19 protein-coding genes are annotated in these 21,236 nt (G+C 41.7%); 10 read left to right on the forward strand and 9 right to left on the reverse strand.

Going from position 1 to position 21,236, the window contains the following annotated elements; translation table 11 throughout:
* The 8 genes from H6G83_RS29565 to H6G83_RS29600 form a co-directional block, all read left to right on the forward strand.
* Positions 1-1,664 (forward strand): hypothetical protein (locus tag H6G83_RS29565; RefSeq protein ID WP_190478761.1); only part of this gene is annotated, 1,664 nt, incomplete at its 5' end.
* A gap of 31 nt (positions 1,665-1,695) precedes the next feature.
* Positions 1,696-2,208 carry a CIS tube protein gene (locus tag H6G83_RS29570; protein ID WP_190478763.1) on the forward strand — a complete coding sequence of 171 codons (513 nt, stop codon included), beginning with the start codon at positions 1,696-1,698 and terminating at the stop codon, positions 2,206-2,208.
* Between the two features lie 42 nt (positions 2,209-2,250).
* Positions 2,251-4,017 (forward strand): VgrG-related protein, encoded by a 1,767-nt coding sequence (locus H6G83_RS29575; protein ID WP_190478765.1) that lies wholly within the window; start codon positions 2,251-2,253, stop codon positions 4,015-4,017.
* A 354-nt stretch (positions 4,018-4,371) separates the two neighbouring features.
* Positions 4,372-4,884: a PAAR domain-containing protein gene (locus H6G83_RS29580; RefSeq protein WP_190478767.1), complete on the forward strand. Its 513-nt coding sequence runs from the start codon at positions 4,372-4,374 to the stop codon at positions 4,882-4,884.
* Positions 4,885-5,113: 229 nt separating this feature from the next.
* Positions 5,114-5,527: a GPW/gp25 family protein gene (locus H6G83_RS29585; RefSeq protein ID WP_190478768.1), complete on the forward strand. Its 414-nt coding sequence runs from the start codon at positions 5,114-5,116 to the stop codon at positions 5,525-5,527.
* Positions 5,524-7,725: a putative baseplate assembly protein gene (locus tag H6G83_RS29590; protein WP_190478770.1), complete on the forward strand. Its 2,202-nt coding sequence runs from the start codon at positions 5,524-5,526 to the stop codon at positions 7,723-7,725. The genes H6G83_RS29585 and H6G83_RS29590 overlap by 4 nt, the downstream gene beginning before the upstream one ends.
* A 220-nt stretch (positions 7,726-7,945) precedes the next feature.
* Positions 7,946-8,977: a phage tail protein gene (locus H6G83_RS29595; RefSeq protein WP_190478771.1), complete on the forward strand. Its 1,032-nt coding sequence runs from the start codon at positions 7,946-7,948 to the stop codon at positions 8,975-8,977.
* 337 nt (positions 8,978-9,314) lie between these two features.
* Positions 9,315-10,523, forward strand: coding sequence for a DUF4159 domain-containing protein (locus H6G83_RS29600; RefSeq protein ID WP_190478774.1), 1,209 nt, complete (start codon positions 9,315-9,317; stop codon positions 10,521-10,523).
* Positions 10,524-10,703: 180 nt separating this feature from the next.
* On the opposite strand, the gene H6G83_RS29605 is transcribed toward H6G83_RS29600, so the two are convergent.
* Positions 10,704-12,299, reverse strand: coding sequence for an acyl--CoA ligase family protein (locus H6G83_RS29605; protein WP_190478775.1), 1,596 nt, complete (start codon positions 12,297-12,299; stop codon positions 10,704-10,706).
* A gap of 166 nt (positions 12,300-12,465) precedes the next feature.
* Between H6G83_RS29605 and H6G83_RS29610 the strand changes: the two genes are divergently transcribed.
* Positions 12,466-13,632: a pyridoxal phosphate-dependent aminotransferase gene (locus tag H6G83_RS29610; protein ID WP_190478777.1), complete on the forward strand. Its 1,167-nt coding sequence runs from the start codon at positions 12,466-12,468 to the stop codon at positions 13,630-13,632.
* 494 nt (positions 13,633-14,126) lie between these two features.
* Here H6G83_RS29610 and H6G83_RS29615 read toward each other — a convergent pair whose 3' ends face one another.
* Genes H6G83_RS29615 through H6G83_RS29625 form a run of 3 tightly spaced genes read right to left on the reverse strand, consistent with a single transcriptional unit; the run spans position 14,127 to position 16,016 of the window.
* Positions 14,127-14,507 (reverse strand): helix-turn-helix domain-containing protein, encoded by a 381-nt coding sequence (locus H6G83_RS29615; protein WP_190478779.1) that lies wholly within the window; start codon positions 14,505-14,507, stop codon positions 14,127-14,129.
* Between the two features lie 13 nt (positions 14,508-14,520).
* A complete protein-coding gene (locus tag H6G83_RS29620) occupies positions 14,521-14,814 on the reverse strand; it encodes a type II toxin-antitoxin system HigB family toxin (protein WP_190478781.1) in 294 nt (97 codons plus the stop codon).
* A 14-nt stretch (positions 14,815-14,828) separates the two neighbouring features.
* Positions 14,829-16,016, reverse strand: a complete 1,188-nt coding sequence (locus H6G83_RS29625) for a glycosyltransferase (RefSeq protein ID WP_190478783.1) — start codon at positions 16,014-16,016, stop codon at positions 14,829-14,831.
* A gap of 391 nt (positions 16,017-16,407) precedes the next feature.
* Here H6G83_RS29625 and H6G83_RS29630 point away from each other — a divergent pair, with 391 nt between their 5' ends.
* On the forward strand, positions 16,408-17,082 hold the full coding sequence (locus H6G83_RS29630; protein ID WP_190478785.1) for a carbonic anhydrase: 675 nt from the start codon (positions 16,408-16,410) through the stop codon (positions 17,080-17,082).
* 443 nt (positions 17,083-17,525) lie between these two features.
* Here H6G83_RS29630 and H6G83_RS29635 read toward each other — a convergent pair whose 3' ends face one another.
* The 5 genes from H6G83_RS29635 to H6G83_RS29650 all read right to left on the reverse strand — a co-directional run bounded on the left by H6G83_RS29635 (position 17,526) and on the right by H6G83_RS29650 (position 21,201).
* Positions 17,526-19,595, reverse strand: coding sequence for an FHA domain-containing protein (locus H6G83_RS29635; RefSeq protein WP_190478787.1), 2,070 nt, complete (start codon positions 19,593-19,595; stop codon positions 17,526-17,528).
* Positions 19,592-19,774: a DUF6760 family protein gene (locus H6G83_RS36305; RefSeq protein WP_313937384.1), complete on the reverse strand. Its 183-nt coding sequence runs from the start codon at positions 19,772-19,774 to the stop codon at positions 19,592-19,594. The genes H6G83_RS29635 and H6G83_RS36305 overlap by 4 nt, the downstream gene beginning before the upstream one ends.
* Complete coding sequence (locus H6G83_RS29640) at positions 19,738-20,121, reverse strand: phage tail assembly protein (RefSeq protein ID WP_190478789.1); 384 nt, start codon at positions 20,119-20,121, stop codon at positions 19,738-19,740. Before H6G83_RS29640 ends, H6G83_RS36305 begins: the two co-directional genes overlap by 37 nt.
* Positions 20,122-20,211: 90 nt before the next feature.
* The gene (locus H6G83_RS29645; protein ID WP_190478840.1) at positions 20,212-20,568 is read right to left on the reverse strand and encodes a hypothetical protein; all 357 of its coding nucleotides are present in this window, start codon (positions 20,566-20,568) and stop codon (positions 20,212-20,214) included.
* Positions 20,569-20,709: 141 nt separating this feature from the next.
* Positions 20,710-21,201 carry a phage tail protein gene (locus H6G83_RS29650; protein WP_190478791.1) on the reverse strand — a complete coding sequence of 164 codons (492 nt, stop codon included), beginning with the start codon at positions 21,199-21,201 and terminating at the stop codon, positions 20,710-20,712.
* Positions 21,202-21,236: the final 35 nt, after the last annotated feature.

Here is a 21,236-nt window from a genome sequence, read left to right on the forward strand (position 1 = left end):
CTGAGGAAGATACCACATCAGAATTAACCAATATTCAACCTAAAATAACCTCAAATACAGCACCAGAAATTGAAGAGACTCAGCCAACAGAATTGGCAGAAATTCCGCCTGTGTCTACATCAACCTTATCACCACAATCTGAGGAAGATACCACATCAGAATTAACCAATATTCAACCTAAAATAACCTCAAATACAGCACCAGAAATTGAAGAGACTCAGCCAACAGAATTGGCAGAAATTCCGCCTGTGGCTACATCAACTTTATCACCACAATCTGAGGAAGCATTCACACCAGAGTTAACGAATATTCAATCTAAAATAACCTCAACCACAACACCAGAAATTGAAGAGACTCAGCCAACAGAATTGGCAGAAATTATGCCTGTGGCTACATCAACCTTATCACCACAATCTGAGGAAGCATTCACACCAGAGTTAACGAATATTCAATCTAAAATAACCTCAGCCACAACACCAGAAATTGAAGAGAATCAGCCAACAGAATTGGCGGAAATTCAGCCTGGAGTTCCAACACAAGATGCAAATATAATTGAACCAGAGACTGCTGATATACCATTAGCAGATGTCACTGATAAATTGCCGATTCTCCCCAAGATTACTAACAATGAACAAGCGATTCCATCACAGTCGAGTTTAGTATTCAATAACCTTGATTTATCAAACGCCAATACTTTAGATATATCAGAAGATACATCTTCTGCAAACAATGTTGACATTGAGCCAGCCGCTATCTTAAATAATTTACCAGCACCTAAAGGTTATGCTACTGGTGGTCAAGTTACCGCTACCTCGGTAGAAAATCATCAACCTGTAGCACCTTCTGATACTGTACCTGCGATGTTGACACCTGGAGAATTTGTCATCAACGCTAAAGACGCACAAAGAAATCTCCAGATTCTTCAGCATATCAACACTGGAGGTTCACCAGAGGAGGTGATATCGCCTAGTTTGGAGGTAACTACTGTCCAAAAACAGGAAAGCAACTCGTTACCATCTACGACTTTAGTCGATTCTTTTGGGGGGACTCCATTACAACGCCAAAGTGCTGAAACGGATACATTTCCAGAACCGACTCCTTTGAGTTCTCCTTCCTTGGGTGTGGAAGTCGGGAAACAAAGGCGATCGCTTCTCAACCATCCCCAAGATACAATAGACAACACAACTCATGTTTCTCCATCCTCACCCCATTACTCATCGCCTTCCCTGATTTTCCGCAAGACTCATTCAACTCCCAACAGCCAAACCCCCTCTCAATGGTCTAGTGTGGAAGAATTATTAAATTCTCATCATGATGAGTTGACTAACTTTAACTTTGGTGGTGTAGAGAATAACTGGCAAAATTCCCCATCTTCTCAGTTTGCATCATCCTCAACGCCATCACCAATTTTTGCCCAGCGACTTCCTTCACCCCAAGGTTTTGCTAACGGGGGAGAAGTTATCGCACCCGATATCTCAAGGGATATTGCACCTGTTACTGAGACTATACAAAATCCTTACGCATCTTCACCAACAGAGGGAAATGATGACAAGGATGATGGAAAACTTGAGGCTTTAGCCCAGGAGATTTATTCCAGATTAAGACAAAGAATCGAAATAGAAAAAGAACGTCAAGGCATATATGTAGGTCGTCTACCTTGGTAAAGTATTTAATAATTTTAGGAGCAATATTTTCATGGCAAACCAAAATCTTGTAAAAGCAAAACTCGTAGCTTATAACGGTGAAGCTCCAGATATTGAATTAATGTTTAATCCTACTGATATTAGCTTTTCCCGAACTGTAAGTTGGTCAAGTAGTGAAGGGAATAGAGGAACTACTTTACTCCCTAAAGTTAACTTTTCTGGTGTTGAACCTTACAAATTTACTTTAAAACAATTAGTTTTTGATACTTATGAAACTAAAGAATCAGTAATGAAGAAGTACATAGACACGATAAAGAAGGGCGTAGAAACTATTAATGGTTCCCCAGACCAACGTCCACCAGTTTACATATTCACCTGGGGAAGTGAATATTTTTATTGTGTTATCACCAGTTTAACTTACACATTGAATATGTTTTTGAATGATGGCACTCCAGTCAGGGCAATAGTAGAAATAGCCTTACAGGAAGTAGATAAAAATAATATGCCTGGGGGACGAGAATCAGCTTCTCAAGGGGCGCAGCGTACAGAAGACACTAGAGTCTAAATAGGATTAGCAAGAAAAATTTATAAAATCAAGTAAATTATTATGCCAGACCGTAGCCTTTATTTAAGTGAACCTAAAATTCAGATAGAGGGACAAGATGCTTCTCCTGAATTAATGAAGGATTTATTACAAATAACTGTAGAAGAAAGCCTTCATTTACCTGCAATGTTTACGTTGGTAATACATAATAGTTATCTTAGCACAGTTAACCGTGCAGAATACAAAGAGTGGCGACACGACAAGTTATTTAAGATTGGTAATCAAATAAAAATAGGGTTTATTTCTAGTACCACTCAAGATAGTAATTTTAAGAAAAAATCGGATAAAAATTTAATTGAAGGAGAAATTACAGGTATAGAAGCTCACTTTAATGAAAAAACAGAAGCCCCTATTATTGTGCGGGGTTATGATATATCTCATCGCCTGCATAGAGGGCGTTATAATCGCTCATTCCTCAACCAAATGGATAGCGATATCGTCAGAAAAATAGCTGGAGAAGTCGGTATACCCACAGGTAAGATAGACTCTAGTGGGGTGAAGCATGAATATGTCTTTCAAGAAAACCAAACTAATATGGAGTTTTTGAGGGAACGGGCGGCGCGTATTGGGTATGAACTATTTATTGAGGATGGAAAATTAAATTTTTGTCAGCCACAAAGTAAAAATTCTCTGGATTTGAAATGGCTAGATCAAATTAGTAAATTTAGCGTCCGCGTTACTAATGCGGAACAAGTAACTTCTGTAGAAGTGCGGAGTTGGGATTATACTAAAAAACAATTGATTACTACAGAAGCTAAATCAGAAAAAGTAATTACGGAAACGGGAAATGGGAAAGGAAGCGAAACTAGTACAGCATTTAAAGGTAAGCCTCCTAGCCCGAAAATGATAGTTGTAGATCAACCTGTGGCGACAGAGAACGAAGCCAAAAAGATGGCTCAGGCTTTGTGTGATGAACTCGGAGGAGAATTTGTCTACGCCGATGCTCAAGCCTATGGAAACCCGGAAATTCGTCCAGGGCGGATAATTAATCTACAAGGGATGGGCGATCGCTACAATGGTAAATACTATGTTACCGAAACCCGCCACTTTTACAGTCAGCGAATCCATACAACAGATTTTAGTGTGCGGGGCTTACGTCCAGGCAACTTATTTTCTACCCTATCCACACAAAAACACCTGCAACCAGGGCAAACATTTCTAGTAGGAATTGTCACCAATAATAAAGACCCCAAAGGTTTGGGAAGAGTAAAAGTTAAGTTTCCCACCCTCACCGAAAAAGATGAAAGTGACTGGGCGAGAGTAGTCGCAATAGGTGCAGGCCCTAATCGTGGTTTTGATTGTTTACCAGAAGTCAACGATGAAGTTTTAGTATGTTTTGAACACGGCGATATCCATCGTCCTTTTGTACTTGGTGGTGTGTGGAACGGTAAAGACGCACCACCGGAAAAAGTAAACGATTCAGTTACGAAAGCTGTACGATTACGTACCTTTAAAACTCGTACAGGTCACACCTTACAGTATATCGAAGAAGATAAAGGAGGCAGTAAAGCAGGTATCCGTTTAGAAACGACTAATGGTCACAAAATATATCTCAATGATAGTGATAAATTCATAGAGATTAAAACCACTGGTGGTCATACCATTAAAATGGATGACAAAAGTAAATCAATTACGATAGAAACCACAGGTGGACATAGCATCAAAATGAACGATGGAGGTAATTCAGTTGCTATTAAATCAACAGGCAATCTCGATATTAACGCTACTGGTGTAATTACCATCAAAGGTTCCTTAATTAAACTCAATTAATTTCATTAACAATTCAAAATTCAAAATTCAAAATTCAAAATTAAAGACATTTTTAGGACTTACGCAACTGGCAGATTTTTTCTGTAGGGTGTGTGACGCTCTTAAAATATTTGAATGTAGTAATGAGACTTGTAGCGTCACGCACCAACCACCAATTGTGACACTTGCGTAAGTCCTGATTTTCAGTCGGGGATTTAAACCCCGAATGAAACTGATACCACGTATAGACGTAGGGGTCTTAAACCCTTTTATTTACGATAAAATCTCCGCGCCCCTCTGGGTTAAAAAAGTTTTTCTTTGAGGACTAAAGTCCTCACTACAAACTCACTCTTTTGTCTGGATCATGATTTAATTATGTCCAAAGCAGCCGCCAGAATTACCGATAACGTAGCCCATCCCCTACCCCCAGTATTAACAGGAGGCCCCGGTAGCCCTAACGTACTCATTGGCAATTTACCAGCATGGCGGGGGATACCTGCAACCGCCGTTCCCGCTTTACAATCTGCCAAACAAGCATCTGATATCGCTATCCAAACAGCTGAAGCTGCGACCAAAGCCGCAGCAGGTACTCCCGGCGCACCCGCCGCCCTAGCGGCTGAACAAACCGCCAAAGCCACAGCCGCCACCACCATGAGTAGCATGATATCTGCTGCTGCTGCTGCCTCTGCCCCCTCTATGGCGGATATTCATCAATGTGCTACTCCCTTACCTATCCCTCCCCACGGGCCTGGTGTGGTAATTGATGGTAGTAAAACAGTCTTAATTAATGGTTTACCCGCCTGTCGCATGGGTGACACCATTCTGGAAGCATTGGGGCCTACTAATAAAATTATGAAAGGAGATTTTACGGTTTTGATTGGTGGTTGATGGGACTGGGGATTATCAAATATAGTTCGACTTTTGGCGAATAGGCGTGGGCTTGGTGTATCTGTATCTTTTTAATAGATGTCATAGCTCATATAGGAAGCCGATTTGATTTCTGTATCCCTTAAGGGAGCGTAGTGGGCAATGCCCACCAAAACCATGATACGGTGGGCTGTCCCCTGTCCCCTGTCCCCTGTCCCCTGCTATATATCTTTCTTAATTTTTAATTAATATGGTTTATGGTCAGCGAAAAGATTATCTAGGAACTGGTTGGGCTTTTCCCTTGCAGTTGAGTTTGCAAGGGGGAATTAAAACCAGTAGTGAAGAGCAAAAAGTTAGAGAGTCTATTTGGATTATTCTGCGGACGGGAGTTGGTGAGCGCGTTTATCGACCTAATTTTGGTTCGCGCTTGTCGGAGTTGGCGTTTGCACCATTGAATACTGATACTCTGTTGCGAATTCGTCTCTACGTCTTGGAAGCTTTGGAGGTGTGGGAACCACGCATTATTGTTGATGAAGTTCTGACCGAACCCGATCCTATACGTGGCAGAGTGAACATCATCATCAATTATCGGTTGAAGGATTTTGCTGATATCTATAACTTTGTTTATCCATTCTATTTGCTGGCGGCTGGAGAGGAACTGTGAAATTCGACTTTTTGCCACAATTACCTTCTTCTAACTTAGACGATCGCACTTTCGATGACTTGGTAGAAGAAAGCATCATGCGTATCCCTCGCTACTGTCCCGAATGGACAGACCATAACCTTAGCGACCCTGGAATCACGCTGATTGAGTTATTTGCTTGGTTAACTGACCAAATGTTACTCAGGTTTAACCAAGTACCCCGAAAAAATTATGTAGCTTTTTTAGAATTACTCGGTATTCGTCTCCAACCACCAGCCCCAGCACATACAGAATTAACCTTTTATTTAAGTTCTGACCTACCCGAAGCCTACACCATTCCCGCAGGTCTGGAAGCTTCCACGGTACGGACTGAAACCACCCCAGCTATTACCTTTAGTACTGATTCTCCCCTGATCATCGGTAAACCGCAGATTCAGCACTTTTTAACTTCTCAAACCACCGAAGATATTCCCCAATCTCTGCGCGAAAGGCTGGCTAATGTCTGGACTCGTCAACCCAATGGCTTGTGGGCGGGGAGTGAACAACCTATATATAGTCAACAACCCCAACCGGGAAATTGTTTTTATTTAGTGATAAATTCTGATGATTCCTTGGATGGGAATGTGTTAGAAATTACCTTCCAAGGTGCAGCAGCCACCCCCACAGGAATTAACCCTAATCAACCGCCCCGCACTTGGGAAGCCTGGGATGGAGAAAATTGGCAACCAGTCTTATTAAAGGAAGCCGACGACTATACCAAGGGTTTCAGCTTTTATGAAATTGAACAACAGGGTACTAATCCCGCCCAAGGTGCTGATGTGCGCCTGCATTTACCGCAGACTTGGCCAGTAACTACCTTCACCGTATATCGCGGTCGCTGGCTACGCTGTCGCTTGACTCCCCCAGGCGCAAATCAAGAAGGTTACAACCGTCCGCCACAAATCACTGGGTTAGCGGTGCGGTCAATTGGTGGGACTGTCAGGGCTACCCACAGCACCCTGATTCAAGATGAACGGTTGGGAATTAGTAATGGTAAACCAGGACAGAGTTTTCAGTTACTGATGCCACCAGTGTTAGAACGGCGCGAAAATGAGTATATCGTGGTCACTCCCCCTGGTGGTTTACCGCAAACTTGGCAGGAAGTGAGGGATTTTGCCGACTCTAGCCCCCAAGACCTGCATTACACCCTTGATTCCATCACCGGAACTGTGCAGTTTGGGCCGTTGATTCGTGAACCTGGACAACTCAAACGCCAAACGAAAGTGCGATCGCGCATTCAAGAATCCACCAATACAGATGAAACCGTTGTCCAAGCTAGTGACCTAGATAACGCCCAAGAACATCAATACGGGGCTGTACCGCCCAGGGGTGCAGAAATTAGAATGTTAGCCTATCGTACTGGTGGCGGTAGGGAAGGTAATGTGCAAAGTGGCTCAATTCAGTTTTTAAAGTCTGCCTATCCCTATGTAGCTAGTGTAATTAATTACCAGCCAGCGATTAACGGTGCAGATGGAGAATCTTTAGAACAGGCGGTGATAAGAGCGCCGCGCATCTTGCGTACCCGCGATCGCGCCATTACAGCCGAAGATTTTGAGATATTAGCACAACAAGGTGGTGCAGGTGCGATCGCCAGAGTACGTTGTTTACCCGCCAGCGCCACTAGACAAGCCGGCACAGTCGGTTTACTCATTGTCCCCTATGCCAATACAGATGGCATTGAACTAGGCGAAGGTATCGCCCCACAACAGTTTGCCATCAGTCCAGCGCTACAAGAACAAGTCCTTAAATATTTGGATGAGCGAAGATTACTAGGAGTACAAGTACAACTACAAGAACCAGAATACGTAGGCGTTTCTGTACAAGCCGAGGTAGTTTTAGAACCTGCCTATAATAACCCTCTAGCCAGAACAGAAATTTTACGTAACCTGAGAATGACTCTGTATAAATATTTAAATCCTCTCACGGGCGGTATGGAGGGTAAAGGCTGGCCTTTTGGAAGACCCGTCTACATATCAGAGATTATGGTTTTACTGCAACAAACCCCTGGTGTGCGACATTTAGAGTCAGTGTTACTATTTGCCATCCGCAAGCAAGGGGATACATGGAGAAGACAATCTTCACCAGAACAAATAATAGACCCTGGCAGTCAAGGTTTAATCTGTTCTTGGGCTGATACGAGTCTGCGTTCCAGTCATGATATCCAAATTAGCAATCGTTAAACAGTTATCAGTTATCAGTTATCAGTTAACAGGTGACAGGTGACAGGTGACAGGTGACAGGTGACAGGTGACAGGTGACAGTTGTTATTCTCCTCTGCTCCTCTGCTCCTCTGCTCCGTTCCCCTCCTGGGAGGGGCTAGGGGTGGGTTGCTCCTCTGCTCCCCTGCTCCCCCATCTCCCCCCACTCCCCCATCTCCCCCCACTCCCCAGGTGACATCCTATGGTGCAAAGTCGTTCTAGTCCTGCTGTTCGCATTAACTTAACTCCGATGCAAATACCGGAGGCTGTACCCGGCGCAGGGTTAGCATTTACCAAGCCGGACAGCATGGATGCAACAGCCCAGAGTTTGGTTCTGCATCCAGGGGAACCTAGTGAGATGATTGTGCAAGTGCAGAACTTAGAACAACGTCCTATTAGGGTGAGTATAAAGGTTGAAGGTAACTTTCCTGTTGATTGGTGTCAAATTGGTACAGAAGGTCGGGAAATCCCACCAAGAGGACAGATGGATGCTGTTCTCTATTTCACTGTTCCCGCTAGCTTTTTTGAGGATCAACAGGCGATTATCCCTGGACAAAAAGATAAATTAAACCTTGACTTTCGCAGCTTAGTGGCGATCGCAATTGACTCAGGAACAGACGCAGAACAAATCCAGCACAGCGATTATTTTAATTTATATGTCCGCCCCCACAGTGCCTACATGGAATTTTTGCCCGTTTTATATCGGGAAGTAGACTTTATTGGTCGCTTCATGAAGATATTTGAACAGGCTTATCAACCAGCCATTGATAGTTTTAACGTCATGTGGGCAAACCTTGACCCATTGACAGCACCAAAAGCATTATTACCATTTTTAGCGCACTGGGTAGGGTGGCAAATAGATTCCGTTTGGGATTTAGATCAACAACGCCGTTTAATTCGCCGTGCAGTTGAACTTTATCGTTGGCGAGGAACTCGTAAAGGGTTACGGTTATATTTGCATCTTTATACAGGCTTACCTTTAGATGAGGATATAGCTAACGAAACTGACAAACATATTAGTATTACCGAACCTTTCGGCCCTAGTTTTATTTTAGGAACAGCACAATTAGGTAGTGCAGTTTTAGCAGGTGGTCAAGCATATAATTTTCGAGTTTGCTTGCGTCCTCACCATCCTAATATACACCTTAATGAGCAATTAATTCGCCGAATTATTGATCAAGAAAAACCCGCTTTTTGTACTTATGAATTAATTATAGAAAATTTCTCGAATTAATATTCACTCTTCAATTTTCACCAGTGAACAGTAAACAGTTATCAGTTAAATAGGAAAGTGAAACACCACACCTATTGGTAAAAAGCGTATTTTGGCGCTTCTTATTCCCTTATATCTTGCACCTTCTCAATAAGCATATGGTGGGCAATGCCCACCCTACGAAATAATAAGGGTTTTAGGCTTTGATTTTCGCAATAATCTAATGGTGCAAGATATGAGTTCCCCACAATAAGCCTCTTCACTGATAACTGATAACTGATAACTGATAACTGACAACTGATAACTGATAACTGATAACTGACAACTGATAACTGATAACTGATAACTGATAACTGATATGACTCACCCATTCCCACCCCCACAAATTCAACCTTTTGAACGTCTCAATCCTTCCGATGGTTTACTCATCAATGCTGAACGTTGGAGTAAAGCTCATGAATATCATCGTCAACGGCAAAACACATACTTTCAAAGCTTACACCAACCGGGGATTGTCTGTGGTTTAGGCGTTCGCCCAATTCCTGCACCCCGTCAAACAGGCGCTGAATACCGAGATGGACGCTGGGTACAAATTCAGCCTGGAATTGCTATTGATGTCATGGGAAATTTAATTGTTGTTTCCCCTCAAGCATATCGTGACGTTGACATTAATTTAGAAGTAGCTACTTCTGAACCAGTGATGATTTACTTAGTAGTTAGCTATGTAGATCCTGATGAACTGCGGAATAGACAGCAGAGAGATATTGTCCAAGAAACTTATCGTATTGACCAAAAAATCTCTACACCAGAAGCTTCAGAAATAGAAATTTGTCGCATCTGGTTAGAACCAGGACAAACTACAATTAGTCAACCAGCCGATGCGTTTTATCCAGGGTATAACAATATTGATTTACGTTATCGCCGCCATGCACAAGCACGTCCTCAAGCCTTAGTGAGAATAGCACAAGTTTCTCGCACTGATGATGGTGAATATGCTCGCAATTTCTTCAACCTTGCCTACTTACTTCAATCAGTTGAACCTTTATATTCACACTTGCGCGGTGCTGATGAACCGAGTGAAGTCTCCCTATCAGAAAATATCCAAGAATACGATTTACTCTATCTGACAGGTAAACAATCTTTATCCTTAAATAGTTTTGAGTTTGAATCACTCAAAAATTATTTAAATTTAGGCGGAATATTATTAGTTGATGCACCAACAGATGCTAATGCTTTAATTGACAGTACCCACGCCTTAGCACAGCAATTAGAAACTCCTTTACGACCATTAACTGAATTACAAAGGAGTCATCCTTTAAGAACTAAACCTTTCCTATTTGCAGCTTTACCTATTATCAATCAACAATTAATTCAATTATTTTTAGGTGGAGGCATAATTTTAGTAGTTGGTGATTTAGCCTCTGCTTGGGGAGTAGATAGGGAATTTAATTTACCCAGGTTAACTATTCGCACAGCCCAAGAATTAGGAATTAATATACTCAACTATGCTTGGAAGCGGCGACAATTTCTAGGTTTACAACAAGAGGATAATTCGGGACAGTGGTAGTATTTCTAGGGCGCTGCACTGTCCACCATATTACAGGAGAGATGGGGGAGATGAGGGAGATGAGGGAGTGGGGGGAGATGGGGGAGTTGGGGGAGTTGGGGGGAGCAGAGGAGAATAACAACTGTCCCCTGTCACCTGTCACCTGTCCCCTGTCACCTGTCCCCTGTCCCCTGTCCCCTGTCACCTCGTATGTCCAGCCCATTCTTTGGCACGAAGGAGATATTTTTGGATTTTGCCTGTGCTGGTTTTGGGGAGGGTGGTAAATTCGACGGTAAGCGGACATTTAAAGTTGGCAATTTGACTGCGGCAAAAGGTGATTAATTCTTGTGCTGTGACTGTTGCACCTTCTTTGAGGGTGACGAAAGCTTTTGGGACTTCGCCGCGTTTTTCGTGGGGAACGGCGATGACGGCGCATTCTAAGACGGCTTCGTGGCGGTAAAGGCATTGTTCAACTTCAATGCTGGATACGTTTTCACCGTTGGTAATGATGATATCTTTGATGCGATCGCGCACTTCAATATAACCATCAGGATGCACTACGGCTAAGTCTCCACTGTGGAACCATCCCCCATGAAATGCTTTGGCGGTATATTCTGGGTCATTATAATATCCCGTCATCACCATATTGCCCCGCATCACTACTTCACCCATCGTTAACCCATCCTTCGGCACATCCTGCATATTTTTATCTACAACTCGCAAACCATCTCCGGTAATATAAGGTACACCTTGGCGGGCGATGAGTCGGGATTTTTCGGCAATGCTTAAATCATCCCATTCTGACTGATATTCACAAACTGTATAGGGGCCGTAAACTTCCGTTAAGCCGTAAACATGAATGATTTTTGCGCCAATTTGGGAGATTTTTTCTATCAGTGTGGGTGATGGTGGTGCGCCTGCTGTGGTAATTGTCAGGGGTGTTGTTAATTGTTGCGGACAATCGGCATAATTAAGCAGAGAAATTAAAATTACTGGCGCGGCGTTTAAGTGAGTTACGCTTTCTTGTTGAATTAACTGCCAAACTTTTGCGGGGTGGAATTTGCGTAAACATATATGAGTTCCTCCAATGGCGGTGACAGCCCAGGTAAAACACCAGCCGTTACAATGGAACATGGGCAATGTCCAAAGATAAACTGATGTGGGTGTTAAGTTAGTTTCAATAATTTCGCCTAAAGAGTTGAGATAAGCACCACGGTGAGAGTACATCACGCCTTTAGGTTTGCCGGATGTGCCACTGGTATAGTTAATCGTAATTGTTTCTAATTCGTCTGTAACTGCCCAAGGTAGAGGTTCGGGACTACCAGTGTTAAGAAATGCTTCGTAATCTTCACCATCTACCGATGTAAAACCGGGAACATCTGCAATATTAATAATATATTTTACTGTTTTTAAACTATCTTGAATGGGGCGAATAATATCGGCTAATTCTGTATCTAAAAACAAAAATTTTGCACCACAATCATTCAAAATATAAGCGAGTTCTTGAGAAGTTAAGCGAGTATTTATAGATACTAAAACGCCACCAGCTAAGGGGACGGCAAAATGGGCTTCTAGCATGGGGGGAATATTAAAACAAAAAAAGGCGACGCGATCGCCAACTTCCATTCCCGTATCCTGTAAGGCACTAGCTAAACGGTGAATCCTGGCGGCAAATTGACTATAGGTAAAGCGTTGTTCACCATAAATAATCGCAGTTTTATTCGGGTAAACTTGACGGTTGCGCTCAATGAATGTTAAGGGTGTGAGGATGCTGTGGTAAACTGATTGAATGTTCATAGATTACCTGCCAGTTAGTATTCTTAATAACCTGCATTTAAGCAAAAAAGCGGAAAAAATCCAAATTTTGCTAAATCTCACAACTAAATAATTTAGAAAAAACAAATCTCTGTAGGATTTCTGGGATATTCTAAAATAGGTAAGAGATTTGCCGAAGTAAGTAAGAATGAAACTGGCAGCAAGAGTAAGTCAGGTAACACCTTCCTTAACCTTAGCGATCGCAGCGAAAGCTAAGGCGATGAAGGCAGAGGGTATAGACGTTTGTAGTTTTAGCGCTGGTGAACCCGATTTTGATACCCCAGCGCATATCAAAGCAGCAGCCGCTAAGGCTTTGGATGAAGGCAAAACCAAGTATGGCCCCGCAGCCGGAGAACCAAAGTTAAAAGAAGCGATCGCCCGCAAGTTGCAAAAGGATAATAATCTGGATTACAAGCCAGAAAATGTCATTGTCACCAACGGCGGTAAGCATTCGCTATATAACTTGATTGTGGCGTTAATTGACCCAGGTGATGAGGTAATTATCCCTTCTCCCTACTGGTTGAGTTATCCCGAAATGGTGACTTTGGTAGGCGGGAAATCGGTAATTGTCCCCACCGATGCTTCCACGGGTTATAAAATTACTCCCGAACAATTGCGAAAAGCTATCACTCCCAAAACCAAGTTATTTGTCCTCAACTCCCCATCTAACCCTACTGGGATGGTGTATACACCAGAGGAAATCAAAGCTTTGGCGGAGGTAGTAGTTGATGCAGATATATATGTTGTCTCCGATGAGATTTACGAAAAAATTCTCTACGATGGCGCACAGCATATCAGCATCGGTTCGCTAGGGAAGGAAATTTTTGACCGTACCTTGATTAGTAACGGCTTTGCTAAAGCTTATTCTATGACGGGGTGGCGAATCGGTTATTTAGCCGGGCCATGGGAAATTATCAAAGCTGCTAGCACCATTCAAGGGCATAGTACATCAAATGTATGTACCTTTGCACAATATGGAGCGATCGCTGCTTTGGAAGATTCCCAAGATTGTGTTGAGGAAATGCGCCTAGCCTTCGCTAAACGCCGTCAGGTAATGCTAGACGGACTCAACTCCATCCCCGGCTTGAGTACCGCCAAACCAGACGGTGCATTTTATCTATTCCCCGACATCAGCAAAACAGGCTTAAAATCTCTAGAATTTTGTGATGCTTTGATTGAAGAACATCAGGTTGCAGTCATTCCAGGGATAGCCTTTGGTGCTGATAACAACATCCGCCTTTCTTACGCCACCGATTTGGCGACAATTGAGAAAGGTTTGGAGAGGTTGGAGAAATTTGTGCGTTCTAGGATTTAAGCCTCAACTAAAAATTCCATACATTCTCTTGTGGGGTGGGCATCTTGCCCGCCCTCTATTTTAGCGTGAGTTCGATGAACCTCTCCCTCCCAACCTCCCTCTCCTAAAAGGCGTTCGCGTAGCGTCTCCGTCAGGAGAGGGAGGAGAAACGAAAAAATACCTCACCCCCAACCCCTCTCCTCGAAGGAGCGAAAAGTCTGTAGCTTGCTTCTCTAACGAGACGCTACGCGAACCCGTAGGGTGCGCCGGCTTCCGGCGTACAGAACTTTTCAAGACAGAGGGGTTGGGGGTGAGGTCAAAACAACGCTTGTCGAACTCACGTTATTTTAGCTTTTTTTTATTTAACCGCAAAAGACAAGAAGTAGAAATTTATCACCCTGGACAAGAGGTATAAGTTTTAAAATTCCCGCAAACTCTTTCCGGGGAAAATGTATTATCTGGATTTGTAATTAATCTGTAACGAATCTGGCAAGAAAATTAGCTTTACATTTCAATCAAGCAGACTTTTCTATCAAGGGATAAGGTTGAATCAAAATCTCTGCGGGAATTCCTAATTGTTGGTGTAAACTCCGAATTACTTCCAAAGTTAACGCCTGTTTACGATGTAAAATATTAGTGATTTCCGTTTCGTTACCAATAATAGACTCTAAATCATTTATAGATAACCCACGGGATTCAATATAATATAAAATTGCCTCAATAGGATCTGGTGCTGCTATAGGGTAATGTTTTTGTTCGTATGCTTCCACAAGTGTAGTTAGAACTTCTAACCTGTCGGACTCCGGTGTATTTAATTCTGCATCAAACAATCTTTCAATTTCATCAAGTGCGGCACGATAATCAGATTCGGTGCGAATTGGACGGGGTTCAAGCATAGGTAATACTATCTCAAATACTTGCTGCATCTACGTTATCGTATTCTTGATGAGTTCCGATAAAACGGATAAAAATAATTTTAATTTCATAACGAATATGAACAATTAGGCGGTAATCATTGCCTTTGATATTAAAAACAACTCGATTATTAGCAATAATACTGGCATTGCGATAAATGCTTTTAATATCTGCCGGACTATTCCAGTCTGCACGAGATGCTTCATCAAACCAAGCTTTCAAGGGCTGTTCCGCATCAGGATACACTTCCCAAAACTTACTTAATGTACTACGGGCAATGATTCTCATAATACCACAATCTCCTAAACCAAACCCATTTCTCGCAATCCTTGACGCAGGCGTATGGCTTCTTCTGGGTTGGTTTGTTCATGGAGAATAATGGCATTTTTAAAAGCTGTGATACTACCTTGGACATTGCCAGCTTTTAACTGTACTACCCCTAAATTTTGGTAAGCTTCTGCATAGTTGGGTTTTAATTTAATGGCTTTTTGATAACAGGCGATCGCTTCTGTAAATAAGCCCATTGCTTTGCAGATCATCCCCAAGTTATAATGTCCTATGGCAAAGTTGGAGTCAATTTTTAAAGCGGTTTCGTAGATTTTTTTCGCCCCAGTTAAATCTCCCGCAGCCTTAAGTAAACTGCCCAAATTGTTATATGCTCCTAATTTGAGCATGGGGTAAATTGGTAATTTAATAGCGGTTTGATAGTGCGTAATTGCCTGTTGGGGATTGTTGAGGCGGTTGTAAGCAATGCCTAAATGATAGTTGAGTTCGTAGAGAATTTCGTATTCTTCCTGACAAGCAGCAATACCTCGCTTTAATAACTCCATCCCTTGCTCAATTTTCCCAACCTCTACATACAACGCCCCTAATTTACTGCAAACATAGGGATCATGGGGATGGGTGGCGAGAAACCCTTCCATTGTCGCTTGTGCTTTGGCGTATTTGTTATTTTGGGCGATCGCAATTTTTTGATAACCTGCATGAAGAATTGCTACCCCTTCTAAATAGCCGATTTGCCACTGGGGTTCTTTCTGGAGAAGAGTAGCAACGCTATCATCAACTAAAGCATGATAAGGACGTTCAAAGCGAATTTCTGGATGATTGCGAAATAGGCGGGAAACCAGAGAATAGGGAGATTGTTCTGCACCAACTTCTTGACGCACTAGGTTAACAAGTAAATATTCTTCTCTGGTGAGTGCATTTTTTAAATAAGGTACAATAGCTGGTGTGAGCGTTTCATCAGCATCCAAAACTAACACCCAATCACCAGTAACATATTTTAATGCGGCATTGCGGGCTTTACTGAAATCGTTGCACCAGACAAAATCATAAACCTTTGCACCAAATTCTCTGGCAACATCAGGAGTGCGATCGCTAGATCCTGTATCTAGTACTATCATTTCATCGACTACATTCGCAACACTGCTCAGGCACTTCGGCAGTGTTTTAGCCTCGTTTTTCACAATCATACATAGACTAAGTTTCATAGTGACAAATAATTCTAGCTGTTAATTTAGTTACTAAATCATGACATTAACTGTTTATTTTATTGACAATACTAATGTTAACTAGTTTTGACTGATTAGGTAGGGTTCAACATCTGCCAATAAAAGTGTAAATCTTATATTTGTTATGGCAAGTACACATCAACTACATATTTTATTCACAATACTCGATTAAATTAACTGGTGGGAGTTTACGATTCGTTACAAAAAAGTAATAGTATTTTAATATACAAGTTTTGCTTGTTGCTATTGAGAAGAACTGTATATCTGGATTCAGAATTCACATTACTGAGTCTGGATGCGTAAACTACATACATGACGCTGAAGAATAACAGCAGTGATGATGTTTTATTCTAGTGAGGAGAATTAAACCGTGCCGATTAAACGTATAATTGATGGGCTAAATGAGTTTCAAGACAATTATTTTGTTGCTCATCGTGAGTTATTTGAGCATTTGTCACATGGGCAAAATCCTGAAGTATTGTTTATAACTTGCTCAGATTCAAGAATAGACCCATTCTTAATTACACAAAGCCAACCAGGTGATTTATTTGTTATCCGTAATGTAGGTAATATTATACCACCCTATGGCAGGTTCAATAGTGCTGAAGCTGCGGGTATAGAATACGCTATTGAAGCTTTAGGTATTAAAGATGTTGTGGTTTGTGGACATTCTCATTGTGGTGCAATGAAAGGATTACTACAAATAGGTAATCTTGCTCAACAAATGCCTTCAGTTTATGAATGGTTAAGATATCATGGTGAACCTACCCGCCGCCTTGTGTTAGATAACTACAAAGGTTATCCACATGAGAAACTGTTAAAAATTGCTATTGAGCAAAACGTCCTTACACAGATAGAGAATTTAGAAACTTATCCTGTAATTCGTTCCAAACTGCACAGCAATCAACTTACACTTCATGCTTGGATTTATGAAATTGAAAGTGGAGAAGTGTTTGCATACTCTGGTGAAGATGGTAAATTTAGAGTTCTGGAAAACCGCCCGTTTCCTGTGCCAACTCCTTTAATTGTTACACACGCCACTTAAAAATAATATTGAATATTTAATAGTTTGATTAGCATTTAATGCTGAAAATACATAGTGTTTATAGTTGATTTGGGAAATTTATGTATGTTTGGTGCTGCACTGCCTATCTTACAAAAAATTAACCCAAGTTACTATTTAATAGGTTGATTATATTAAGCGATCGCACTGATTATTTCGTAGGGTGGGGAGTGCATCGCCACGTACTTCCACTCAAAGTTGCAAGACTTGAGCCTCCCACTAGCGCGACTACGCGCCAGCAAAATATACAGCACATTTTATCTGAGTGAGGTACACAAGGGCGGGCAAGATGCCCACCCCACAATAATTTTACAATTTATATCTGTACCTCATTGACCAGCAATTCGCTGTAGAAGGAACACTTTTTTTCTTCCCCTATACCCCTACACCCTTACACCCTTGTGTTTCTTGATGAGTTAATATTCTTACTCTGCGGTGTGTTTTAGATAATGTACAATTGCCTCTGCTGTTTTCAAATTAGTCGCTACTAACACCTGATTGATATTACATATTCTCAACAGAGTTTCTTCATTGGTTGGACTAGGCGCAGGTGTGAGAAAATCTCTTAAGAAAATCACTGCGGACACATCTCCAGAATTTAGCAGCAAATTAATCTTTTGATATCCTCCAGATGTTGGTGAGGGAATTTCTTCACTAACAGTAATACCAGCCTGTTGCTTTAAAACTTCGCTAACAGATGGCCAGCTAAGTGTCAGACTTTGAGAGAAAAATTCTTGATTCTGAGCAACCAACTCTGCTAGTTCTGATTTTTTGCTTTCGTGAGCAATAAGCACTATATTTTTTTGTATCATCTGACTTGGTTCGCTTAGAGTATCTGCTTCTAAATTTTCAACAGTCTGGACTTCTTCAGTTTCTGCAACTTCTTCTGGTGTTTGCTCAACTAATTCAGGTGTATCACTTACTTCTTCTGTAGCAATAGCGGCTTCTGGTGCTAAAGTTTCTACCTCAGAACTAACATCTGTTGTGATAGCTTCCTCACCGATTTCTTCTGTAGAAATAGCAGCTTCTGGTGCTAAAGTTTCTGCCTCAGTAACATCGGCTGTGATGACTTCTTCACCGACTTCTTCTGTAGAAATTGTCGCTTCTGGTTCTGAAGTTTCTACATTAGAACTAACATCGGCTGTGATGACTTCTTCACCGACTTCTTCTGTAGAAATAGTTGCTTCTGGTTCTGAAGTTTCTACATTAGAACTAACATCGGCTGTGATGACTTCTTCACCGACTTCTTCTGTAGAAATAGTTGCTTCTGGTTCTGAAGTTTCTACATTAGAACTAACATCGGCTGTGATGACTTCTTCACCGACTTCTTCTGTAGAAATAGTTGCTTCTGGTTCTGAGGTTTCTACATTAGAACTAACATCGGCTGTGATAGCTTCCTCTTCTGCTTCTTCTGTAGAAATAGCAGCTTCTGGTTCTGAGGTTTCTGCGTCAGAACTAACATCGGCTGTGATAACTTCTTCACCGACTTCTTCTGTAGAAATAGCAGCTTCTGGTTCTGAGGTTTCTACATTACCATCATCAGATATTCCTACATCCACATTGTCTTCACTATCAATTAAGGATGATGGAATCGCTATATCACGAGGCTGTACAGTGGTGTATTCTTGTAATATAGGTGTAGATAAATCTACATCTTCAGCACTAATAGTTAATGATGGCTGAATGTCTATGTCCCTTGGTTGTACAGTGGTGTATTCTTGTAATATAGGTGTACTTAAATCTACATCTTGACTATCATCACTTGTAGACAAATCATCGATTGATGACGATGTTTGGATGAGATCACGAGGCTGTACAAAGGTTCTTTCTTCCGCAATTGCAAAACCTAAATCTACATTTTCCTGACTTTCACTTATCTCCGGTTCTTCGGTTGCAATATCTTGTGGTTGTACAAAAGTTCTTGCGTCTGCAATAGGACTTGCAGACGCAGTAATTACTGCTTGTTCTTCTGAAAATACAGCATCATATAGTTCAGAATTGTCTGATGCTGCAACTGCAACTTCCTCTGGCGTTTGGCTGATAACTTCTGCTGGAGATTCACCAACTACCTCTGGTACTTGATTATTGCTGCTAACATTCAGATTATCTGATATCGGTCTAGAAAACAGAGCCGGATCTATCACCCTAAATACTGTTTCTGGTAATTGTTCAGCCGCAGGTGTCATATCTTCCATCGTCAGAATGTAATCTCCGATTTGGATAGAATCCCCATGCTTTAAAATATATGGCTGATTTTTTTCAGCTAAATTGTTGTTGATGATTGAACCATTTCTACTACCAGTGTCGCAGTAATAGTAACTACTACTCTGGACAAAAAACTTACCATGTACGCGGCTGACATCTGGACTGTCTAAAGGTAAATCGCAATCAGGAGAGCGACCTATGACACATTCTCCTTTGAGTGTAGTTGCTACTAGTAAATCGAGTTCATTTACCTCATTTTGTGTGGGTAAATATTTGATTTTGACTTTCATATTAATTTTTGGTTAATTTTATTAATTTCTGTTACCCATCGCTGGCGGTAACTGTGTTCTAAATTTAAAATATCATCTTGTGACCAATGAAAATGATAAGCAATAAAAGCTACCTCCTCATATAAAGTATCAGAGGGGTAGCTTATGACTCCCCCGCTAGTTCTAGCTCCACAGAAAATTGAGTATTACAGTGAGGACATTGGGCGGGAATATGTGTATCACCTTGCTGGTTAATGCGATTGAAGAATTCCCTTAAATAGGCAATGTCATGTAATAGCAATCCTTCGAGAACATCGGGGCTAACAGTGTTGAAACTCCCTAAACGTGTGATGACACGGGATAACATGACCAAAGCACCGTAAGCGGGGGTTTCTTTTACTTTGCGTTCTTGTTGTACCAAAATTTCATCTTTGGCGGTGGCTAAACGCATTTTGCCTTGACGATGTACGCGGTTTTGGCTATCAATCAAACCTCGCGGAAGAGTAAAGTCAAATTCGGTGCAGAGATGATCTTGTTTACGAGACATAGATAGCTTGGGTGGCAAAATTCATAGATATCAGAGGTATAAGGTTTGTAGTAAGGACTAAAGTCCTCTCTACGAGACGCTGCGCGAACACTACGAACTCGAACGTTGTAGGATTGGTTCAGGGGAAGTTCCTTTTTCCTGTGGTGAGGAAGTTTCACCATCCAAGCCATTGATATGACGGTAAAAGTCTTGGAGATAGTTTAAATCTTGGGCGAAAAAGTTTTCTGCGATCGCCGGACTCACTTCCGATAAAGCACCTAAGCGAGTAATCACACGCGACAAAATAATAATCGTAGCATAAGCCGGATTCGCCTTCACACGAGGATCACGCAAAGGCGCTATTTCATCTATAGCTGTTGATAACCGCATAACACCTTGGCGGTGCAGATTACCTTCTGAGTCAAGATAACCTTTAGGGAGGGTAAATTCAAACTCGGTAGGGAACATAGGTGGGGAAGGGGGAAAGGGGAAAGGGGAGATGAGAGAGAAATAATTAACAACTGTCACCTGTCACCTGTCACCTGTCACCTGTCACCTGTCATCTGTCAACTGATAACTGATAACTGATAACTGATAACTGATAACTGACTATTTCACCCTCTTAAATTCCTCGAAAGCAACTTCGACTTCTTCGATTTCTAGGTCGCTACTACGAGCATTGACATCGGCAATTTTATAACTAGCAGGCCAAGCACCAGCTAATTCAAACCTTGCTTGTTCTACGCCTGCTTGGTCATAGATACTCAAAGAGGCATTTTTGCGTTGTTCAGCCCATTTGCCTTCTTGAACGGCTTCAAACCATTTCCAGATAGTTTGAGAATTGGTCATACCTCTCTTGAGAGTGATATTACCACTTTTCACATTTCCGGGAATTTTGGTTCTGACGACTTGACCTTTGTCTGATTTACCCCATTTATTTGAGGTGACTTCAGCAATTTCGATCGCATCTTGAGTTCTTTTAAAGCCTTGACATTCCAAGAAAAACCCATCTACATTATCTTGCTGACCATCTAGTGTCAACGCTAAATAGAACTTATGGGCTGTCAGAATTTCGGGAACTTGACCTGCTGTTTTTGGCACGGTTTTAGCGAGGGGTGAGGGACTGGGGACTGGGA

Source organism: Anabaena azotica FACHB-119, from assembly GCF_014697625.1.
GTDB lineage: Bacteria > Cyanobacteriota > Cyanobacteriia > Cyanobacteriales > Nostocaceae > Trichormus > Trichormus azoticus_A.

What these genes read in the sequence shown, in the direction of transcription:
- H6G83_RS29635 (WP_190478787.1), bottom strand. Translation starts at nt 19,595, where the DNA reads ATGAAAGTCAAAATCAAATATTTACCCACACAAAATGAGGTAAATGAA.
- H6G83_RS29575 (WP_190478765.1), top strand. Translation starts at nt 2,251, where the DNA reads ATGCCAGACCGTAGCCTTTATTTAAGTGAACCTAAAATTCAGATAGAG.
- H6G83_RS29570 (WP_190478763.1), top strand. Translation starts at nt 1,696, where the DNA reads ATGGCAAACCAAAATCTTGTAAAAGCAAAACTCGTAGCTTATAACGGT.
- H6G83_RS29580 (WP_190478767.1), top strand. Translation starts at nt 4,372, where the DNA reads ATGTCCAAAGCAGCCGCCAGAATTACCGATAACGTAGCCCATCCCCTA.
- H6G83_RS29610 (WP_190478777.1), top strand. Translation starts at nt 12,466, where the DNA reads ATGAAACTGGCAGCAAGAGTAAGTCAGGTAACACCTTCCTTAACCTTA.
- H6G83_RS29640 (WP_190478789.1), bottom strand. Translation starts at nt 20,121, where the DNA reads ATGTCTCGTAAACAAGATCATCTCTGCACCGAATTTGACTTTACTCTT.
- H6G83_RS29585 (WP_190478768.1), top strand. Translation starts at nt 5,114, where the DNA reads ATGGTTTATGGTCAGCGAAAAGATTATCTAGGAACTGGTTGGGCTTTT.
- H6G83_RS29620 (WP_190478781.1), bottom strand. Translation starts at nt 14,814, where the DNA reads ATGAGAATCATTGCCCGTAGTACATTAAGTAAGTTTTGGGAAGTGTAT.
- H6G83_RS29595 (WP_190478771.1), top strand. Translation starts at nt 7,946, where the DNA reads ATGGTGCAAAGTCGTTCTAGTCCTGCTGTTCGCATTAACTTAACTCCG.
- H6G83_RS29605 (WP_190478775.1), bottom strand. Translation starts at nt 12,299, where the DNA reads ATGAACATTCAATCAGTTTACCACAGCATCCTCACACCCTTAACATTC.
- H6G83_RS29600 (WP_190478774.1), top strand. Translation starts at nt 9,315, where the DNA reads ATGACTCACCCATTCCCACCCCCACAAATTCAACCTTTTGAACGTCTC.
- H6G83_RS29615 (WP_190478779.1), bottom strand. Translation starts at nt 14,507, where the DNA reads ATGCTTGAACCCCGTCCAATTCGCACCGAATCTGATTATCGTGCCGCA.
- H6G83_RS29625 (WP_190478783.1), bottom strand. Translation starts at nt 16,016, where the DNA reads ATGAAACTTAGTCTATGTATGATTGTGAAAAACGAGGCTAAAACACTG.
- H6G83_RS29645 (WP_190478840.1), bottom strand. Translation starts at nt 20,568, where the DNA reads ATGTTCCCTACCGAGTTTGAATTTACCCTCCCTAAAGGTTATCTTGAC.